Source organism: Bradyrhizobium sp. SZCCHNR1002, assembly GCF_032381435.1.
Taxonomy (GTDB): Bacteria; Pseudomonadota; Alphaproteobacteria; order Rhizobiales; family Xanthobacteraceae; genus Bradyrhizobium; species Bradyrhizobium aeschynomenes.
In genome coordinates this window covers 141,623-160,625 of record NZ_JAUHIS010000007.1, presented here as the reverse complement: position 1 = coordinate 160,625, position 19,003 = coordinate 141,623, and the positions used below count along the sequence as shown (strand labels likewise).

The window sequence follows — 19,003 nt, the reverse complement described above, 5'->3', positions numbered from 1 at the left end:
CTACCGTTTCGGATGAAATAACGTCATGAAACGGGAGGCCGTGAATGGCCCGACTGCCGTCGCTGAATGGACTAAGGGCGTTCGAGGCTGCCGCGCGGCACCTGAGCTTCACCCGCGCGGCGTCGGAGCTGAACGTGACGCAGACCGCAATCAGCCATCAGATCAAGCGGTTGGAGGACGAGCTCGGCATCCGCCTGTTCGTCCGCCAGAACCGCAGCCTGGCGCTGACGCCGCAGGCCCGCGACTATCTCCCGCTGGTGCGTGCCGCATTCGACGATCTCCGGCTGGCGACGGAACGGCTGGTCCGCAAGGACAACGCCAAGGTGCTGACCGTCTCGACCATCGCCTCGCTGGCGGCGAAATGGCTGCTGCCGCGACTGACGGCCTTTCAGGAGGCGCATCCCGGCATCGACGTGCGCATCACGACCTCCACAGGCCTGGTGGATTTCCGCAAGGACGATGTCGACGCCGCGATCCGCTACGGCCGCGGCCACTGGCCGGGCGTGCGCGCCGAATGGCTGATGGCCGACGAGCTGTTTCCGGTGTGCAGCCCGGCCTTGTTGCAGGGCGACAAGCCGCTGCGCTGTCCGGAGGACCTCGCCCATCACACGCTGTTGCAGGCCAGCGGCGGCTATGATGACGACTGGCGGCTGTGGCTGACGGCGGCGGGGCTGCCGGTGGAGCTGTCGCGGCAAAGCCGGCTGAGCTTCGATCTGTCGCTGATGACCGTGCAGGCCGCGATCGACGGGCTCGGCGTCGCGATCGGCCGCACCGCCTATGTCCAGGACGACATCGCCAAGGGCCGGCTGGTGGTGCCGTTCAAGATGACGCTGCCGAGCGATGCCGGCTTCTATCTGGTGATGCCCGAGGGCCGCACAGACCCGCCCAAGCTGAAGGCGTTCCGGCAGTGGTTGAAGGGTGCAGCGCAGCAGAAGTCTCCGTCGCTGAATCCCGTTCAGATCTAGGCATTCGCCAGCAAATCTATTGGCCCAATTGATCAGGCGTGGCAGATTGTCGCACCTTTCCTTCGGCCGGCGTAGAAATCCTCCGCACGAGCCCCTCGACGGTAGGAGTTTCCCCGCGTGTCCTCACAGCCAATCCCGCAGCCGGCTACCATCCATTCGCGCATCGGCGCGATTCTGCGCGCCACCAGCGGCAATTTCCTCGAGCAGTTCGACTTCTTCCTGTTCGGCTTCTATGCCCCGATCATCGCCAAGGCGTTCTTTCCGTCGGAGAACGAGACCGCGGCGCTGCTCAACGCCTATGGCGTGTTCTGGCTCGGCGCCTTGATGCGGCCGGTCGGCGCGGTCGTGCTCGGCGCCTATGTCGACAAGATCGGCCGACGGCAGGGCCTGATCGTGACGCTCGGCATCATGGCGTTCGGCACGGTCGTCATCGCGTTCTGCCCGACCTATGCGACCATCGGCATCGCAGCCCCGATCATCGTGCTGCTCGGCCGCCTGCTGCAGGGCTTCTCGGCCGGCGTCGAGCTCGGCGGCGTATCGGTCTACCTGTCGGAGATTTCCACGCCCGGCAATCGCGGCCTCTACACCTCGTTCCAGTCCTCCAGCCAGCAGGTCGCGATCTTCGTCGCCTCTCTCATCGGCTATGTGCTCAATCAGGCCATGCCCGCGGACATGGTGGCCGCCTGGGGCTGGCGCATCCCGTTCTTCATCGGCTGCCTGATCATCCCGCTGATCTTCTTCTTGCGCCGGACGCTGGAGGAGACGCCGGCCTTTCTCGCGATGAAGAAGCACCCGACCGCGCGCGAAGTGTTCGCCTCGGCGCTGGACAATTGGCGCATCGTGATCCTCGGCATGATGATCGCGGTGCTGACCACGACGACGTTCTACTTCATCACCGTCTACGGCCCCGGCTTCGGCAAGGAGCTGAAGCTGTCAGCGGCGGACTCGCTGCTCGTCACCCTGCTGGTCGCCGTCACCAACTTCCTGTGGAATCCGGTCGGCGGTGCGGTGTCGGACCGGATCGGGCGCAAGCCGGTGCTGGTGGCCATCGCGGTGCTGGCGCTTCTCACCGCCTATCCGGCGCTGCATTGGCTCGCGGCGGCGCCGAGCTTCGGCAAGTTGCTCACCGTCGAGATGCTGTTCTCGTTCTATTTCGGCGTCTACAGCGGCACCATGCTGGGCTGCCTGGTCGAGATCGTGCCGGCGCATGTCCGCACCACCTGTTTCTCGATCGCCTTCGCGCTGGCCGCCGGCCTGTTCGGCACCGCGACGCCGGCGGTCTCGACCTGGCTGATCAACAAGACCGGCGACAAGGCCTCGCCCGGCTACTGGCTGATGTGCGCCGCCGTGCTCGGCATCATCGCCGCGACGACCGTGTATCGCGGCGGCCGGCAGGCCGTCGCGGCGCGCGAGCCGGTCGCGGCCTGATCCGCTTGTCTGTTCGCGTCGCGGGCGGCATCATCGAATGCCGCCCGTTTTTCGTCGGGGGCCGGAGTGGGAGCGAGGTCTGTCATGGATGAACTGATTGCCGTCGCCGCCCGGGCGGCCGAACGGCTGATCGCCAACAAGCAGACCATCGCGGTGGCGGAGTCGTCCGCGGGCGGGCTGATCGCCGCATCGCTGCTCGCGGTTCCCGGCGCCTCGGCATATTTCCTTGGCGGCGCGGTGGTCTATACCCGCGACGCCCGCCGCGTGCTGATGGACATCCCGGACGAGGCGATGAAGGGCATCCGCTCGGCATCGGAGCCCTATGCGGAGCTGCTGGCGCGGCAGATCAGGACGCGCTTCGCGACGGATTGGGGCCTGTCGGAGACCGGCGCCGCCGGCCCGACCGGCAACCGCTACGGCGATGCGGCCGGTCACGCGTGTTTCGCCGTGGCCGGCCCGGCATCAGCCGTGGTCACGCTGGAGAGCGGCAGCGGCGATCGTGGCGCCAACATGCACCTGTTCGCGAAGAGCGCGCTGGAGTTGTTGCTAACAAAGCTTGATGAGTAACTCGGTGTCGTCCCGGACAAGCCCGACGACGCGAAGCGTCGCGTGATCTGTCTTGGTGCAGGCTGGATGTTGAAGCTGTCGCGCAAGCCAACAACCGCCTGTGGTTATGGATCCCCGCTTTCGCGGGGATGACAGTGAGTGTGAGGTGCCAGATGTGGGCCAAGCGAGTGGGCCGGCTCCTCACTTCTCCCGGAACGCCCGCATCAGCTGGTCGTGCAGCGGCTTCATCAGATAGGAGATGACGGTGCGGTCGCCGGTCTGGACGAAGGCTTCCACCGGCATGCCCGGGATCAGCTTGACGTCGCCGAGCCGGGCGATCTCCTCGGGCGGCATCGAGACGCGGATGGTGTAGTAGCTCTGGCCGGTGCGCTGGTCGGTGGTGACATCCGGCGACACGCGGCTGACGACGCCGTTCAATTCCGGCGTCGTGCGCTGGTTGAAGGCGGAGAGACGCAGCAAGGTCTTCTGCCCGACCTGCAGCTTGTCGATGTCCTGCGGATTGACCTTGGCCTCGACCTGCAGGTCGTCGCTCTGCGGCACGATCAGCATGATGGTGTCGCCGGCAGTGATGACGCCGCCGACCGTGTGCACGCTGGACTGCAGCACCATGCCGTCCTGCGGCGCGCGGATGTCGACGCGGCGGAGCTGGTCCTCGGCGGTGACCTTGCGCTCGACGAACTCGCCGATCTTGTCGGTGGTCTCGCGCAGATCCTTGGAGACCTCGCTGACCATGTCCTTGTCGACCTGGATGATCTGCAGCTCGGTCTCGCTGATCTTGCCCTTGGCCTGGGCGCGGGCGGCGATGTATTGCGCGCGCTCGCCATTGAGGCGGGCCGCATCACGCTCCAGCGTGGTCAGGCGCGACAGCTGCACCAGGTGCTGCTCATAGAGCTGGCGCACGCCGTCGAGCTCCTTCTGCACCAACGCGATCTCCTGGTCCTTGGCGCTGACCTGCGCCGACAGCCCCTCGATCTCCTCCGTGAGCTGGGCCACGCGTTCGCGCAGCTGCGCCTTCTGGCCGATGCGGCCGTTGACGCGAACCTCAAACAGCTTGGTCTCGCTGGCAGCCAGGCTCTTGACGTCGGGATCGCTCATCCGCTGCAGCAACTGCGGCGGAAACAGAATCTTGGCCCAGCCGCGCTGCTCGGCCTCGAGCCGGGCGGCGCGCGCCTGCAGCGCGTCGAGATTCTTAGTCACGATGGCGAGAGACGCCTTGGTCACGGTGTCGTCGAGCCGGACGACGATGTCGCCTGACTTGACGACGTCGCCATCGCGCGCGCGGAGCTCGCCGACCACGCCGCCGGTCGGATGCTGCACCTTCTTGACGTTGGATTCGACGACAATCTGGCCCGGCGCGATCAGCGCGCCCGAGATCTGCTGCGTCGCGGCCCAGCCGCCGAGCCCGCCGGCCACCGCAACGACGACGCCCATGCCGACGATGAGGTGACGCCGGATCGACTGCTGCGCGCTCTCCGGCCGCCGGACGCCCGGGACAGGACCGGTGATGACCTGACTGCTCATGCGCCGCAACTCCTCATGACTTCGTCACGCCGGCTTCCGAGACGATCTTGATCGGCGCCGGCGGCCGCGGCTGCAGCACCTGCGCCAGCACCGTCTCCTTCGGGCCGAACGCCTGCGCGCGGCCGTCCTTCATGACCAGAACCTGATCGACCGCCTCGATGCCGATCGGGCGATGCGCCACGACCACGACGATGGCACCGCGCGCCCGCGCCGAGCGCACCGCGCGCGACAGCGCCTCGTCGCCTTCGGTGTCGAGATTGGAGTTGGGCTCGTCGAGCACGATCAGGAACGGATTGCCGTAGAGCGCGCGCGCCAGCGCCACGCGCTGGGCCTGGCCGGCCGACAGCGCCGTGCCCTGCTCGCCGATCTCGGTGTCGTAGCCCTCCCGCATCTTGATGATCATGTCGTGCACGCCGGCCTCCTTGGCGGCGGCGATGATGCCGTCGGCGGAGGCGTGGGGATCGAAGCGGCAGATGTTCTGCGCCACGGTGCCGGCAAACAGCTCGACGTCCTGCGGCAGATAGCCGACATGGCGGCCGAGTTCGTCCGTCGACCATTGGTCGAGCGCGGCGCCGTCGAGCCGGACGTGGCCGCGCACCGGACGCCAGACGCCGACCAGCGCGCGCACCAGCGAGGACTTGCCCGACGCGCTCGGGCCGATGATGCCCAATCCATTGCCGGCCGACAGCGCGAAGCTGACGTCCTGAACGATCACCTTCTGGTCGCCCGGGGCGACGATCGAGATGCCCTCGACCGAGAGCTTGCTGACCGGAGGCTGCAGCAGCGTCGGCACGCCACGCTGCGGCATGGTCTGCAGCAGCTGGTTGAGCCGGTGCCAGCTCTGGCGCGCGGCGACGAAGCTCTTCCAGTGCGCGATCGCGAGATCGACCGGGGCCAGCGCCCGCGCGCTGAGAATCGAGCCGGCAATGATGATCCCGGCGGTTGCCTCCTGGTGGATCACCAGATAGGCGCCGACCGCGAGCACCGCCGACTGCAGCATCATGCGCAGCACCTTGGCGATGGCGCCGAGACCGCCGGCAACGTCGCTGGCGCGCTGGTTGCCGGCGAGGTACTTCTGGTTGGTATCGCCCCAGCGCTCCAGCATGCGGCCCGTCATGCCCATCGCGACCAGCACCTCGGCATTACGGCGGCTCGTGGTGGCCAGATCGTTGCGGCGGGCGGCGAGGCCCATCGCCTCCTTGGCGGGGGTGCGGGTCAGAAATTCCGTGATCAGGGTCAAGGTGACGAGGATGACGGCACCGACCAGCGCGGTCACGCCGAGCAGGACGTGGAAGGCGAAGCAGATCGCCAGATACAGCGGCAGCCACGGCAGGTCGAAGAACGCACCGGGGCCCTGGCTGCCGAGAAAGCTCCTGATATTGTCGAGGTCGCGCAGCGGCTGCAGCCCCTCGTTGCGCCCGCCGGACGACAGCGGCAGCCGGACCACCGTGTCGAACACCCGGGCGTTCAGGCTCTCGTCCAGCGCGGTGCCGATCCGGCCGAGGATGCGGCTGCGGATCATGTCGAGCGCGCCCTGGGCCATGTAGAGACCGGCCGCGATGATGATGAGGCCGATCAGGGTCGGCACCGAGCGGCTCGGCAGCACGCGGTCATAGACCTCGAGCATGAAGATCGAGCCGGTCAGATACAGCAGGTTGATGATGCAGCTCATCACCCCGACGCCGATGAAGGCGCTGCGGCAACCGTGCAGGGCATCGCTCAGCTCGGATTGCCTCACGTGAGGTGCGGCCGCCATCACCACCATCTCTTCAATTGATCAAATGAGCTGCAGAGCCGCCGATCAAACCGACAAGTTGGCGGCAAACAAGGCGAAATATACTGATTCCTGCGGCGAGCGTCCAACGACGCGCGCTTTAGCGTAAATTAGCAGTTGCGCCTGATGTGTCTCGCGGCGCAACGAAAACGTTCAGAACAGCGGGATCGCAGCGCTAGAGGCGTCCGCCGGTTCGCACCAGCCGGACGACGAGCAGCAGAATGATGGCACCGAGCGCGGAATAGACGATCTCGGACACCAGCCCCGTTCCGAGCCGGATGCCGAGCCGCGGAAAGATGAGGCTCGCGACGAGCGCACCGAGCACGCCGATCACGATGTCGCCGATGAGCCCGAAGCCGGTGCCGCGCACGATCTTGCCGGCCAGCCAGCCTGCGATCAGGCCGACGAACAGGATGACCAAAATACCTTCGTTCGATACGTGCATGGCATGTCCTCAAGGGCGGCGGACGGTCGGTCCCGCGCGCCACCGCAGCATAGCGATGCTGTCGCCAGGCTTCGACATGCGATGCAGGGTTCCGTCCGGGCGGCGCTGTGTTTCGGTGCAACCGTTACGTTGCCGCCACACTGGCCGGCGCTTCCGCCAGGATGCAGCGGGCGAGGCGTTGCGGACCGAGACCGACATTCGGCGGCAGCGTCTCCGCGCAACGCGGCTGGGCGAGACTGCAGCGCGGCGCGAACGAGCAGCTCTGCGGCGCATGGTCCAGCGAGGGCGGTGTGCCGGGAATGGTCTGCAGCCGCTCGCCGCGCTTGGCGCCATGGACGGTGGAAGCCAGCAGGCCGCGCGCATAGGGATGGACGGGCTGGCGAACGATGTCGCGCAGGGAGCCCTGCTCCACGATCTGGCCGGCATACATCACCGCGACGCGATCGCAGATCTCGATCGCGACGCCGATGTCGTGGGTGACGAAGATGACGGACATGCCGAACTCACGCTGCAACTCGCGCAGCAACAGCAGGATCTGGATCTGCACGGTGGCATCGAGCGCGGTGGTCGGCTCGTCGGCGAGCAGCACTTTCGGCCGGCACGCCAGCGCGAGCGCGATCATCGCGCGCTGCCGCATGCCGCCGGACATTTCGTGCGGATAGGACTCCAGCCGCCGCTTGGCCGAGGGAATGCGGACCACATCGAGCATCTCGAGCGCCCGCGCCGTGCCCTCCGCGTAGCTCTTGCCCTCGTGCCTCATCACCGTCTCGGCGATCTGCCGGCCGATCGTGTAGACCGGATCGAGCGCCAGCCCCGGCTCCTGGAAGATCATCGACACCGTGCGGCCGCGGAACTGCGACAGCTCCTCGTCGCTCATGGCGAGCACGTCGCGTCCCATCACTCGGACGCTGCCGGATATCTGCGTCCGCTTCTTCGGCAACAGCCGCATCAGCGCCCGCATGGTGACGCTCTTCCCGGACCCGGACTCGCCGAGCAGTCCAAGCACCTCGCCATCGCCAAGCGACAGGCTGACGTCGTTGACCGCGTGCACCGTGCGCTCACCGGTGAAGCGGATGGTGAGGTTGGAAATCTCGACGAGGTTGGTCATCTCTACTTCACTTTGCCGTCAGGAGCGCCTTGGCAAGCTGCCACCCTCCCCTGGAGGGGGAGGGTCGGCTCGCATGAAGCGCAGCGGAATGCGAGACGGGGTGGGGTGGCAGCCCCTCCATTGGCTCGCTTCTAAACGGAGAGACTGTCACCCCACCCCGATTGCGCATTGCATGCGCAATCGACCCTACCCCTCCAGGGGAGGGTGAGAGCGTCGGGCGGGATGCAGGTGTCTGTCCCATCATGGCAGCGTCGGCACCCGGGCGTGAAAGTCTGTCGCCCTCTGGAACGCGGCGCCGATGGTGAGGATCGTTGCTTCGTCGAACGAGCGGCCGATCAGCTGCATGCCGACCGGAAGCCCGGTCGACGTGAAGCCGGTGGGGATCGCGAGCGACGGCAGGCCGAGATAGTTCACCGGCCGCGTGAAGCGGGTGATGCGCTGGATCACGGCTTCGGCGCCGGGTGCGCCGCCGACATCGCTGTCCGCGATCGACGGCGTCACCAGCGGCGAGACGGGCGCGATGATCGCGTCGACGCCCGAGGTCGCCGCGACATGCGCGGCCAGCGCCGCGCCACGCCAGCGCAGCGCTTCGAGATAGGCGACGCCTGAGACGGCGAGCGCGTTCTGCAATCGCATCAACACCTGCGGGCCATAATCCTGCGGCCGCTCGATCATCCAGCGCTTGTGGAACGCGGCCGCCTCGACCGCCAGCACGAGCTGGCAGGCTGCGGTGAGCTGGCGCTGGTCCGGGAGATCGACCTGCACGACATCGGCGCCCTCGGTCTTCAGGACCGCGATCGTCGCATCGAGGCAGCGCGCGACCTCCGGATCGAGGTCGTCGACATAGAATGCCTTGGGCACGCCGATCCTGAGGCCCTTGATCGAGGCCTGGGTCGCCGCAACGTAGTCCTGCACCGGCGCGGCGCTGGCGGTCGGATCCTCCGGATCCGGACCGGCCATCAGGCCGAGCAGCAGCGCGCAATCCTCTGCCGTCTGCGCCAGCGGTCCGACCGTATCCAGCGATTGCGATAGCGGCATCGCACCGGCGCGGCTGACGCGGCCCCAGGTCACCTTGAGGCCAGTGACGCCGCAGAAATTCGCGGGCATCCGGATCGAGCCACCGGTGTCCGAGCCGAGCGCCGCAAACGTCAGGCGGGCGCCGACCGCGGAGCCCGAGCCGGACGATGAACCGCCGGTGACGTAGCCGAGCTTCCACGGATTATGCACGGCGCCGTAATGCGCGTTGTGGCCGGTCGGGCCATAGGCGAACTCGGCCATCTGCAAGGTGCCGAGCCGGATCGACCCGGCGTCCTTCAGCCGCTGCAACGCCGTCGAGGTCGTCGTCGCGACGAAGTCGCGGCGGATCAGCGAGCCGCAGGTCGAGACGTGACCGGCCTCATAATACATGTCCTTGTGCGCGAGCGGTACGCCGTGCAGCGCCCCCTTGGGGCCGTCCTTGGCCAACGCAGCGTCAGCTTCGGCGGCGGCCTTCAGCGCCGGCTCGGACTCGATCGCCATGAAGGCGTTGAGCTTCGGTTGCCACTCGGCGATGCGGTGCAGGCAGGAGCGCGTCACCTCGACGGAGGAGAGCTTCTTCTCGGCGATCGCCTTGGCGACCGCGGTCAACGTCATCAGCGCGGGCTCGGTGCTCATCGGCCCACCTTCAGGGTCTGCGCTACGACGTAGCTCGCCGGCTCCAGGTCGAACGGCAGGGTACCGGCGACGGCCGCGAAATTGTCGAACGCCGGTCCGATCGAGTCGGCGATGCGGGTCGCGACCTCCTTGTCGACCGGCAGGCCGGAGGCCTCCGCGATGGCACTGACTTGCTGGGGCGTGGGTCTGGTCATTGACGCTTCTCGCTGCTGGTGTCTGCCCTCAGGCGGCCGGCGCGCGGCTGTGTCCCGAACGGGGGATCGCCATGTGGCAGGCGGCCTGATGGCCCATTGTATCCAGCTCCGTCAACCTTGGCGCGACATTCGAACAGGGCGCCTCGGCGAACGGACAGCGGGTGTGGAAACGGCAACCGGCCGGCGGATCGATCGGGTTGGGCGGATCGCCAGACAGCGGCGGCACCTCCGTGCGCCTGTCCGGGTCGGACGACGGCATCGCAGCCAGCAGCGCGCGCGTATACGGATGCGCCGGCTTGGCCCAGACCTGCTCGACCGGGCCGAGCTCGACGACCTCGCCGAGATACATCACCAGCACGCGGTCGGAGATGTAGTTGATGACGTTGAGGTCGTGGCTGATGAACAGATAGGTCAGACCGAACTCGCGCTTCAGGTCCATCAACAGATTGAGCACCTGCGCCTCGACCGATTTGTCGAGCGCGGAGACGGCCTCGTCGAGAATGACCAGCCGCGGCGACAACGCGAGCGCACGGGCGATATTGACGCGCTGGCGCTGACCGCCGGAGATCTCGTGCGGATAGCGGTTGGCGAACGTCTCGGGCCGTAGCCCGACCTTGCCGAGCAGCTCGCGGGCGAGCGCCCGCGCTGCGCCGTCGGCCATGCCATGCACCTTCGGCCCGAACGCAATCGACTCCTCGATCGTCAGCCGCGGATTGAGCGAGGCGTAAGAATCCTGGAACACCATCTGCATGCCGCGGCGCAGCTCGCGCAACGATATCTCGTGACCGACCTGCCGGCCATCGAAGATGATCTCGCCGGCATCGCGGTCCATCAGATGCATCAGGAGCCGCGCCGTCGTCGATTTGCCGCAGCCGGACTCGCCGACGATGCCGACGGTCTCGCCCTTGCCGATGTTGAACGAGACGTCATCGACTGCCCGCACCGTCTTGCGCGCGCCGAACAGGCCACCGCGCACGGGGAAGTGCTTGGTCAACCCATCGACGCGCAACAGCGGCTGCGCCTTGCCGCCGAGGTCTTCGATCGGTGCGAGCCCGGTGACGGTTGCTGCTTCGCTCATGATGCACCCGAACGTACGCGACAGAGACGGTGCGCTCCCTCTCCCCGTTCTTCACGGGGAGAGGGTTGGGGTGAGGGGCAGCCGCACGGGAAGTGTATGTGGAGAGACCTGTGCCCCCTCACCCGGATCGCATCTTTCGATGCGATCCGACCTCTCAGCGCGAGCGAAGCTCGTCGCGCCCCCGCATCCGCCTTCGCTCTTCGAGCTACGGCGGACAAGAGCGGAGCGAGGTGCACTACCGATGCCGCGCGCCTCTCTTTACAAATTAGCATGGCAAACATCAGCTCCGGATATCCATGGCGCTACGCAAGCCATCACTCAGCAGATTGAAGCAGATCGACACAGCGAAGATCATCACGCCGGGCAGCGCCGCCACCCAGGGATTGACGTAGATCGCCGTGCGCAGCGTGTTCAACATCAGGCCCCATTCCGGCTCCGGCGGCTTGGTGCCAAGGCCGAGGAACGACAAACCCGCGGCGAGGATCATCGACACCGAGATCAGGCCGGTGGCGTAGACGAAGATCGGCCCGAGCACGTTGCCGAGCATGTGCGCCCGCATGATCGTGAAGGCATTCGCGCCGGAGGCGCGCGCAGCTTCGACGAAATCGCGGTTGCGCACGCCCGTGGTGACGCTCTCGGCGACGCGGGTGATCTGCGGCACGAACACGATGGTCAGCGACACGATGGAGTTGGTGATGCCGGCGCCGAGCGCGCCCGAGATCGCGATCGCCAGCAGCACCGACGGGAAGGCGTAGAACACGTCGATGGTGCGCATGATCATCGTGTTGACCCAGCCGCCGACATAGCCGGCGACGAGTCCGAGCAGGGTGCCGATGCCGAAGGCGAGGATGACCGGCGAGATGCCGATCAGCAGCGACAGCCGCCCGCCATAGATCAGCCGCGCCAGCATGTCGCGTCCCAGCTCGTCGGTGCCGAGCGGATAGTTCGGGGTGCCGATATGCCGCAGGCGGCGGATCATCGACCCCTGATAGGGATCGGCGAGATGCAGATAGGGCGCCAGCAATGCAGAGAGAAAGATCAGCAGCAGGATCGCGACGCAGACCATGCTGACCTTGTCGCGGACGATGCGGCGGCCCACGGTCGCCCAATAGCCGCGCGCGTTGGCCACTGGCGCGGCCTGCAGCGCGGAGTCGTTCATCGCGCTCGAACCGACGCTCATCGCTAGCCCCGCTTGATGCGCGGATCGATCGCGGCCTGCGCGATGTCGACCACGAGATTGAGGATGACGAAGAACATCGCCAGCACCAGGATAGTGCCCTGCAGCAGCGGCAGATCACGCTGGAAGATCGCGGAGTTCAAGAGCAGGCCCGAGCCGGGCCAGGAGAACACCGTCTCGATCAGGATCGATCCACCGAGCATGTAGCCGAGCTGCAGGCCCATCACCGCGAGCGCGGTCGGCGCGGCGTTCTTCAGCACGTGACGGAACACCTGCGTCTCGCGCAGCCCCTTGGCGCGCAACGCCTCGACGAAGTCCTGACTGAGAATGTCGCCGGTGAGCGCGCGGACGGTGCGCGTGATGATGCCCATCGGGATCACCGACGTCGTGATCGCCGGCAGAATCAGAAAGCGGATGTGCGCCCAGTCCCACGCCCACGCGCCGGAGCCGGACGGGCCGGCGCCGACCGCGGGCAGCCAGTTCAGCTCGACCGAGAAGATGATGACGAGCACCATGCCGAGCCAGTAATGCGGCACGGACACGCCGGCGATCGCGATGGAGGTGGCGACCTTGTCGATCCAGGTATCGCGGAAATAGCCGGCGACGAGGCCGAAGAACAGGCCGAGCGAGAAGCCGATGATCGCCGCGGCAATCGCCAGCGTCACGGTGTTCGACACCGCGCGCAGCACCTCGGCCAGCACCGGCCGGCCGGTCGCGATCGAGCTGCCGAGATCGCCGTTGATCGCGCGCCACAGCCACAGGCCGAACTGCACCGGCAGCGGCTTGTCGAAGCCATAGGCGACACGCAATTGCTGCGCGAGCTCCTGCGAGGCGTCGGCCGGCAGCACCGCGACCAGGGGATCGCCGGGCGTGATGTGAACGAGCATGAAGCAGACGAGCGCGACGCCGATGATGATCGGGATCGCATAGACCATCCGCCGGGCAGCATAAGAGAGCACGAGTCACCTACTAAAGGTCTATCGATCGTCATGCCCGGGCTTGACCCGGGCATCCACGCCTTTCCCTCCGCGGGTAAAGATGGATGGCCGGGTCAAGCCCGGCCATGACGGCGACTGATGTTGGTCGCTTACGGCTCCACCGAGATCGGCGAGAAGTCGATGAACCAGCTCTTCGGCTGCACCACGCCCTTGACCTTCGGGCTCATCGCGCGCGGGCCGACGTCGTGGGCGACGTAGAGGAACGCCGCGTCATCCACCGACGCCGCATGCAGCTCGGCCAGCGCCTTGTCGCGCTCGGCGGGATCGAAGGTCTGGCGCGCCTTCTTCACCAGCTCATCGAACTTCGGGTTGTTGATGAAGCCCCAATTGTTCGACACGGGCGGGGCCATCGACGACTGCAGGAAGCGCACCAGCGCGAAGAACGGATCCATCGCCGCATAGGTGACGTTGGTGGCGTTGGCGCCGTTCGCAGAGGCGTCCTTGGCACCGCGGCGCCAGTTGGTGAACAGCGTGTTCCACTCGATGACGTCGAGCTTGACGTCGAAATAGCACTCGGCGAGCGCCTGCTGCAGATACTCGTTCATCGGCAGCGGCTGCATCTGGCCCGAGCCCGACGCCGAGGTCTGCGTCTTGACCTCGAGCTTCTTGTTCGGACCGTAGCCGGCCTCCTGCATCAGCTTCTGCGCCGCCGCCTTGTCGTACTTGATCTCGAAGGTCACGTTGCCGCGCCAGGGATGGCCCTTCTCGAACGTGCCGCTGGCCGGCACCATCAGCCCGGCGAGCAGGCCGTCGCGCAGGCCTTCGCGATCGATGCAGAGATTGGCAGCCTTGCGGACGCGGATGTCGTTCCAGGGCGAGCCCTCGATGCGCGAGAACTGCCACGGCCAGACATGCGGCTGCTCGTTGGCGTAGAGCTTGAAGCCGCGCTGCTTGATCTCCGGCAGCGCATCCGGCGCCGGCGCCTCGACCCAGTCGACCTGCCCCGACAGCAGCGCCGCGGTGCGCGCGTTGGCTTCGGGCATCGGCAGCAGGATCATCTTGTCGGCCTTGGGCACGCGCGCCTTGTCCCAATAGGCTTCGTTCTTGACCAGCTCCAAACGCTCGCGCGGCGTGAACTTGCTCATCTTCCACGGGCCGGTGCCCGAGGCGTCCTTCGCGAACGCCGCCCAGGCGGCTTGCGACTTCGCCTTGTCGTCGGCGCCGGTCGCCGCCTCATAGAGCTTCTGCCACTTGGTCGGGCTCGCCATGAACAGGTTGGTGAGATTGATCGGCAGGAAGCTGTCCGGCTCCTTGGTCGTCAGCTCGACGGTGAGATCATCGATCTTGCGCGCGGACGCGAGCGTCGGCATGCGCGAAGCCGTCACGCCGACCTGGCTCGGATCGAACTGCGGCGCATCCTGCTTCAGCACCTTCTCGACGTTCCACACCACGGCGTCGGCATTGAACGGCGCGCCGTCATGGAAGGTGACGCCGGGGCGCAGCTTGAACGTCCACTTGGTCTTGTCGGCCTCGTCGACCTTCCACTCGGTGGCCAGGCCCGGAATGACAACGCTCGGCTTTTCGGCCGACGACAGGTCCCACATCGTCAGCGCGTCATACATCGTGAGGCCGGTGAAGCGGTTGCCCTCGAAACCCTGGTCGGGCTGGCCGAGCGTGCGCGGAACGTCGGCGGCCGTCATGCCGATGCGCAGCACGGATTCCGCACCCGCCTGCGCCGGCAGCACCAAGGCCGAGACCGTCGTCATCATCGCGGCCGCAACGGTGGCACGCACATTCATGGAGGTCGCAATACGAGAAAGCACGATCTTCTCTCCGATAAGACTGGCTAGATTCTGGGCAGCATTATGCAACGCCTATGCCAGCACGGCCGGCGGAGCTCACCCTGCGACGCGACGTCACAACGTTTGTACTCAAACGATCTCGCTCGAGGGGCTTGGCACCCGGATTGCAGGTTCTGCGCGTCGAATTTGATCCGGTTTCCACGGAGCCTCACCTTCATGCGTCTTCTCAAGCCACTGCTCGCCACCGCGCTCGCGCTCGGCCTCTCTGCCGCTGCCGCACGCGCCGAGACTGTTCTGCGCTACGGCATCTCGATGGCCGACATTCCGTTGACGACGGGCCAGCCCGATCGCGGCGCCGGCGCCTATCAGTTTACCGGCTACACGATCTACGATCCGCTGGTCGCCTGGGACATGAGCGTCGCCGACAAGCCGGGCAAGCTGATCCCCGGCCTTGCCACCGAGTGGAAGGTCGACGAGGCCGACAAGACCAAGTGGCGCTTCACTCTGCGCAAGGGCGTCAAGTTCCACGACGGCAGCGACTTCAATGCCGATGCGGTGATCTGGAATCTGGACAAGGTGCTCAACGATAAGGCACCGCAGTTCGACAAGCGGCAGAGCGCGCAGGTCAAGACGCGGCTGCCGTCAGTGGCGAGCTACGCCAAGATCGACGATTCCACGGTCGAGATCACGACCAAGACCGTCGATTCCTTCTTCCCGTATCAGATGCTGTGGTTCCTGATTTCGAGCCCGGCGCAATACGAGAAGCTCGGCAAGGACTGGGACAAGTTCGCCAGCCAGCCGTCCGGCACCGGCCCGTTCAAGCTGACCAAGCTGGTGCCGCGCGAGCTTGCGGAGCTATCAAGGAATTCCGAATACTGGAACAAGGATCGGCTGCCGAAGACCGACAAGCTCGTGCTGGTGCCGATGCCGGAGGCGCTGACGCGCACCAATGCGCTGCTCGCCGGCCAGGTCGATCTGATCGAGACGCCGGCGCCGGACGCGGTGCCGCAACTCAAGGCGGCCGGCATGAAGCTCGTCGACAACGTCACGCCGCATGTCTGGAACTATCATCTCAGCGTGCTGCCGGGCTCGCCCTGGACCGACATCCGGCTGCGCAAGGCGCTCAACCTCGCGATCAACCGCGACGAGGTCGTCGGGCTGATGAACGGGTTGGCCAAGCCGGCCAAGGGCCAGGTCGACCCGTCGAGCCCGTGGTTCGGCAAGCCGAGCTTCGAGCTGAAATATGATCTGGCCGCCGCCAAGAAGCTGGTCGAGGAGGCCGGCTACTCGCCGGCCAAGCCGCTGAAGACGACCTTCATCATCGCGCAAGGCGGCACCGGCCAGATGCTGTCGCTGCCGATGAACGAGTACCTGCAGCAGAGCTTCAAGGAGATCGGCATCAACATCGACTTCAAGGTCGTCGAGCTCGAGACGCTGTACACGCATTGGCGCAAGGGCGCGGCCGACGAGATGAACGCCGGCATCACCGCCAACAACATCGCCTATGTCACGTCGGATCCGCTCTACGCCATCGTCCGCTTCTTCGCCTCCGACCAGATTGCGCCTGTCGGCGTCAACTGGGGCGGCTACAAGAATCCGAAGGTCGACGCGCTGATCGCCGAGGCCAAGCAGACGTTCGATCCCGCCAAGCAGGACGAGCTGATCGCCCAGGCCCACGCCGCCGTGGTCGACGACGCCGCGCTGGTGTGGGTCGTGCACGACACCAACCCGCACGCGCTGTCGCCGAAGGTGAAGAAGTTCGTCCAGGCCCAGCATTGGTTCCAGGACCTGACGACGATCGGGGCGGAGTAAGGAGCTGTCGTCGCAGCCTCGCAGCAAAGCGGTTGTCAGATAGTGCGCCCTCTCCCCTTGTGGGAGAGGGCATGTGCGGCCTGTCCGCGAACGCGGTTTGGTGAGGGGTCTCTCTCAACGGGCCAACTTGCGGAGAGAGACCCCTCACCCAACCGAGCTTGCCGAAGCGTCCTACATGCCCTCTCCCACAAGGGGAGAGGGCGCATTCATAAGCACTGCACTCATCGCCCGGCAACCGCACCCTGAAGGGGGTAGTTCATCGTTGCTAAGAGTTTAGCGCTACTTCGATGTCAGCGCGTGTGCACCGTTCCAGTCGACCGGCGGCGGGTTCCGCTGATAGCTGCGAATCCGCGCCTCGTAGAGATCGAACAGCTTCGCCAGCTCCTTGGCCTCGTCCTTCTTGCGTCCGCGCGCGATCGCGGCCAGCGCCTCGTCCCAGTCACGGCTGCGATAGGCGGCCAGCATCTCGATGGTGAGATTGCGCAAGAGCTGGAAGCGCTCGGAATACATCACGTCCTCGCGACCGGCGATCGCATAGATCACCTCCGGCTCGGTCTTGCCCTTGACCATGATGAAATCGAGCTCGAGGATCGCGAGCTTGTCCTTGACCGCCATCGCCGTTGCCGAGCCGACGATGATCGGAAAGCCGTATTCCTTGGTCTGGCCTTCGAGGCGCGAGGCGAGGTTGACGCTGTCGCCCAGCACCGAATAGTTCTTCTTGAGCTCCGAACCCATGTTGCCGACGACGCCGATGCCGGTGTTGAGGCCGATGCCGACGTTGAGCGGGATGTAGACATGGCCGCCATGGGCGGCCTCCTGCTCGCGCTCCCGGTTGACCTCGTCGATCTTGTCCAGCATGTCGAGTGCCGCCGTGCAGGCGTTGAGCTGATGCTCCCGGTCGTCGAGCGGCGCGTTCCAGAATGCCATGATGGCATCGCCCATGTACTTGTCGACATAGCCCTTGCGCAAGATGATCGCGTCGGTCAACGGCGTCAGAAAGCGGTTCATCAGCATCGTCAAGCCCTGGGGATCGCGCTTGTAGCTTTCCGAGATCGAGGTGAAGCCGCGCACGTCCGAGAACATGATGGTCATCTCGCGCTCCTCGCCGCCGAGCACGAGTTTTTCCGGCGATTGCGCCAACTGCTCCACCAGCACCGGCGACATGTATTGCGCAAACCAGCCGCGAATCTCCTTGCGCTGCTGCTGCTCGCGAATGAAGCTGGCGAAGATCAGCGTCAGATAGATCGCCGTGGTCGACAGCATCGGATAGGTGAAGTCGATCAGGAACCGGTGCTGCGTATAGGCGTACCAGGAGAGGCCGATCAGAACGCTTGCGAACAGGGCTCCGACGAGCACCAGCGTGACGGCACCGAGCCGCGGCGCGAACACGATCACGAGCAGACCGAAGATCACCGCACCGAAGAACTCGGCCGAAAGCCCCCAGAACGGCGGGGACAGGATCGAGTTCGTGAGGACGGATTCGAGAACCTGCGCATGCACCTCGACGCCCGGCATGGCCGGATCGACCGGCGTCGTCTTGATGTCGTTCAGGCCGATGGCGGACGGTCCGATCAGGACCAGCTTCCTTGCGATCTTCTCCGGCGGCACGCGCCCCTCGAGCACGTCGATGGCCGACACGTAGATCGACGGATCGGAGCGGGCATAGTGCACCCAGATCCTGCCTTTTCGATCCGTCGGAATCTCGAAGCCGCCGATGCGAAGGCTCTTGATGCCGCCGATATCGGCCTTGATCACCAGGGTGTCAGCGCCGCTCACCACCCGAAGCATCTCGAAGCTGAGCGCCAGCATCGTGATGTCCTGCGCCTGCAGGATCATCGGCACACGACGGATGATGCCGTCACGCTCGGGCGGGATCGTGAACAGCCCACGGCCGGACGCGGCATGCTCGATCACCGAAACGTTGCGCAACAGTCCCGGGTAGCTCTCCATGAAGCCATCGGCTTCGGGCCCGATCGTCGCAACGCCCGTGACCGGCAAGGTCTTGTCGAGATCGGCACGGACCTCGTTGCTGGCCGTCTCACCGAGAACGATTCGCGATCGGCGCAGAGCATCGGCGAGCACCTGATCGTTCGACGGCAGCGCCTTCAGCTTCTCGCGCGTCGCCTCGTCGAGATTGGGAAAGGTCTCGGCCGCAAGCGCCGGGTTCAACCGGTCCGGTTCGGCAAACACGACGTCGAACGCAATGACGAGGGCACCGAGGCGTGTGAGCTTCTCGATGATCTCAGCGATCCGCGTCCGTGGCCACGGCCACTGACCGAGCTTGGGATCGGCGACGCTCTTCTCGTCGATATCGACGATCGTGACCGGACGCACGGTCTTCACCCGCGGGCTGAACGCCTGGAAGTTGTCGAATGTCCGCAGGCGCAGCTCCTGCATCGGCGCAGGATCGGCGGCGCGCAGCGCGGCGAAGGCAACCAGCAGCACGAGGCACATCAAGCGCGCATAGCCGAACTTGCGTGCGAACCACCGGGGAACTGCTCTCAATCGCTTCATGGCGCATCCGTATCACGCCTGGACCGG

Annotated in this window: 15 protein-coding genes; 4 read left to right on the top strand and 11 right to left on the bottom strand. The window is 66.0% G+C overall.

Annotated features, from left to right (window positions below; genetic code table 11):
• Window positions 1-44 precede the first annotated feature (44 nt).
• The 3 genes from QX108_RS28150 (at window position 45) to QX108_RS28140 (ending at window position 2,960) form a co-directional block, all read left to right on the top strand.
• Window positions 45-965 (top strand): transcriptional regulator GcvA, encoded by a 921-nt coding sequence (locus tag QX108_RS28150; protein ID WP_315783769.1) that lies wholly within the window; start codon window positions 45-47, stop codon window positions 963-965.
• Window positions 966-1,082: 117 nt separating this feature from the next.
• The gene (locus QX108_RS28145) at window positions 1,083-2,393 is read left to right on the top strand and encodes an MFS transporter (protein WP_315722187.1); all 1,311 of its coding nucleotides are present in this window, start codon (window positions 1,083-1,085) and stop codon (window positions 2,391-2,393) included.
• An 84-nt stretch (window positions 2,394-2,477) separates the two neighbouring features.
• Window positions 2,478-2,960, top strand: coding sequence for a CinA family protein (locus QX108_RS28140; RefSeq protein ID WP_315783767.1), 483 nt, complete (start codon window positions 2,478-2,480; stop codon window positions 2,958-2,960).
• Window positions 2,961-3,140: 180 nt separating this feature from the next.
• Here QX108_RS28140 and QX108_RS28135 read toward each other — a convergent pair whose 3' ends face one another.
• From QX108_RS28135 to QX108_RS28090, 10 genes are all read right to left on the bottom strand, one after another.
• Entirely contained in the window at window positions 3,141-4,481 is a 1,341-nt protein-coding gene (locus tag QX108_RS28135) for an HlyD family type I secretion periplasmic adaptor subunit (RefSeq protein WP_172131269.1), read from the bottom strand.
• Window positions 4,482-4,494: 13 nt separating this feature from the next.
• Window positions 4,495-6,237, bottom strand: a complete 1,743-nt coding sequence (locus tag QX108_RS28130; RefSeq protein ID WP_315783764.1) for a type I secretion system permease/ATPase — start codon at window positions 6,235-6,237, stop codon at window positions 4,495-4,497.
• A gap of 193 nt (window positions 6,238-6,430) precedes the next feature.
• Window positions 6,431-6,700, bottom strand: a complete 270-nt coding sequence (locus QX108_RS28125; protein ID WP_009030922.1) for a GlsB/YeaQ/YmgE family stress response membrane protein — start codon at window positions 6,698-6,700, stop codon at window positions 6,431-6,433.
• Window positions 6,701-6,824: 124 nt separating this feature from the next.
• Entirely contained in the window at window positions 6,825-7,808 is a 984-nt protein-coding gene (locus QX108_RS28120; RefSeq protein WP_315783763.1) for an ABC transporter ATP-binding protein, read from the bottom strand.
• 240 nt (window positions 7,809-8,048) lie between these two features.
• The gene (locus QX108_RS28115) at window positions 8,049-9,461 is read right to left on the bottom strand and encodes an amidase (protein ID WP_315783762.1); all 1,413 of its coding nucleotides are present in this window, start codon (window positions 9,459-9,461) and stop codon (window positions 8,049-8,051) included.
• Window positions 9,458-9,655, bottom strand: a complete 198-nt coding sequence (locus QX108_RS28110) for a hypothetical protein (RefSeq protein WP_006611297.1) — start codon at window positions 9,653-9,655, stop codon at window positions 9,458-9,460. The genes QX108_RS28115 and QX108_RS28110 overlap by 4 nt, the downstream gene beginning before the upstream one ends.
• Window positions 9,656-9,683: 28 nt before the next feature.
• Window positions 9,684-10,733, bottom strand: a complete 1,050-nt coding sequence (locus tag QX108_RS28105) for an oligopeptide/dipeptide ABC transporter ATP-binding protein (RefSeq protein WP_315783761.1) — start codon at window positions 10,731-10,733, stop codon at window positions 9,684-9,686.
• A 280-nt stretch (window positions 10,734-11,013) separates the two neighbouring features.
• Window positions 11,014-11,913 (bottom strand): ABC transporter permease, encoded by a 900-nt coding sequence (locus tag QX108_RS28100; RefSeq protein WP_315783759.1) that lies wholly within the window; start codon window positions 11,911-11,913, stop codon window positions 11,014-11,016.
• Window positions 11,914-11,915: 2 nt separating this feature from the next.
• Window positions 11,916-12,869: an ABC transporter permease gene (locus QX108_RS28095; RefSeq protein ID WP_315722194.1), complete on the bottom strand. Its 954-nt coding sequence runs from the start codon at window positions 12,867-12,869 to the stop codon at window positions 11,916-11,918.
• Between the two features lie 128 nt (window positions 12,870-12,997).
• Window positions 12,998-14,617 (bottom strand): ABC transporter substrate-binding protein, encoded by a 1,620-nt coding sequence (locus QX108_RS28090; protein ID WP_315784150.1) that lies wholly within the window; start codon window positions 14,615-14,617, stop codon window positions 12,998-13,000.
• 249 nt (window positions 14,618-14,866) lie between these two features.
• On the opposite strand from QX108_RS28090, the gene QX108_RS28085 reads away from it, so the two are divergent.
• Complete coding sequence (locus tag QX108_RS28085) at window positions 14,867-16,462, top strand: ABC transporter substrate-binding protein (protein WP_315783757.1); 1,596 nt, start codon at window positions 14,867-14,869, stop codon at window positions 16,460-16,462.
• A 279-nt stretch (window positions 16,463-16,741) separates the two neighbouring features.
• Here QX108_RS28085 and QX108_RS28080 read toward each other — a convergent pair whose 3' ends face one another.
• Window positions 16,742-18,976 carry an adenylate/guanylate cyclase domain-containing protein gene (locus QX108_RS28080; protein ID WP_315783755.1) on the bottom strand — a complete coding sequence of 745 codons (2,235 nt, stop codon included), beginning with the start codon at window positions 18,974-18,976 and terminating at the stop codon, window positions 16,742-16,744.
• Window positions 18,977-19,003 lie beyond the last annotated feature (27 nt).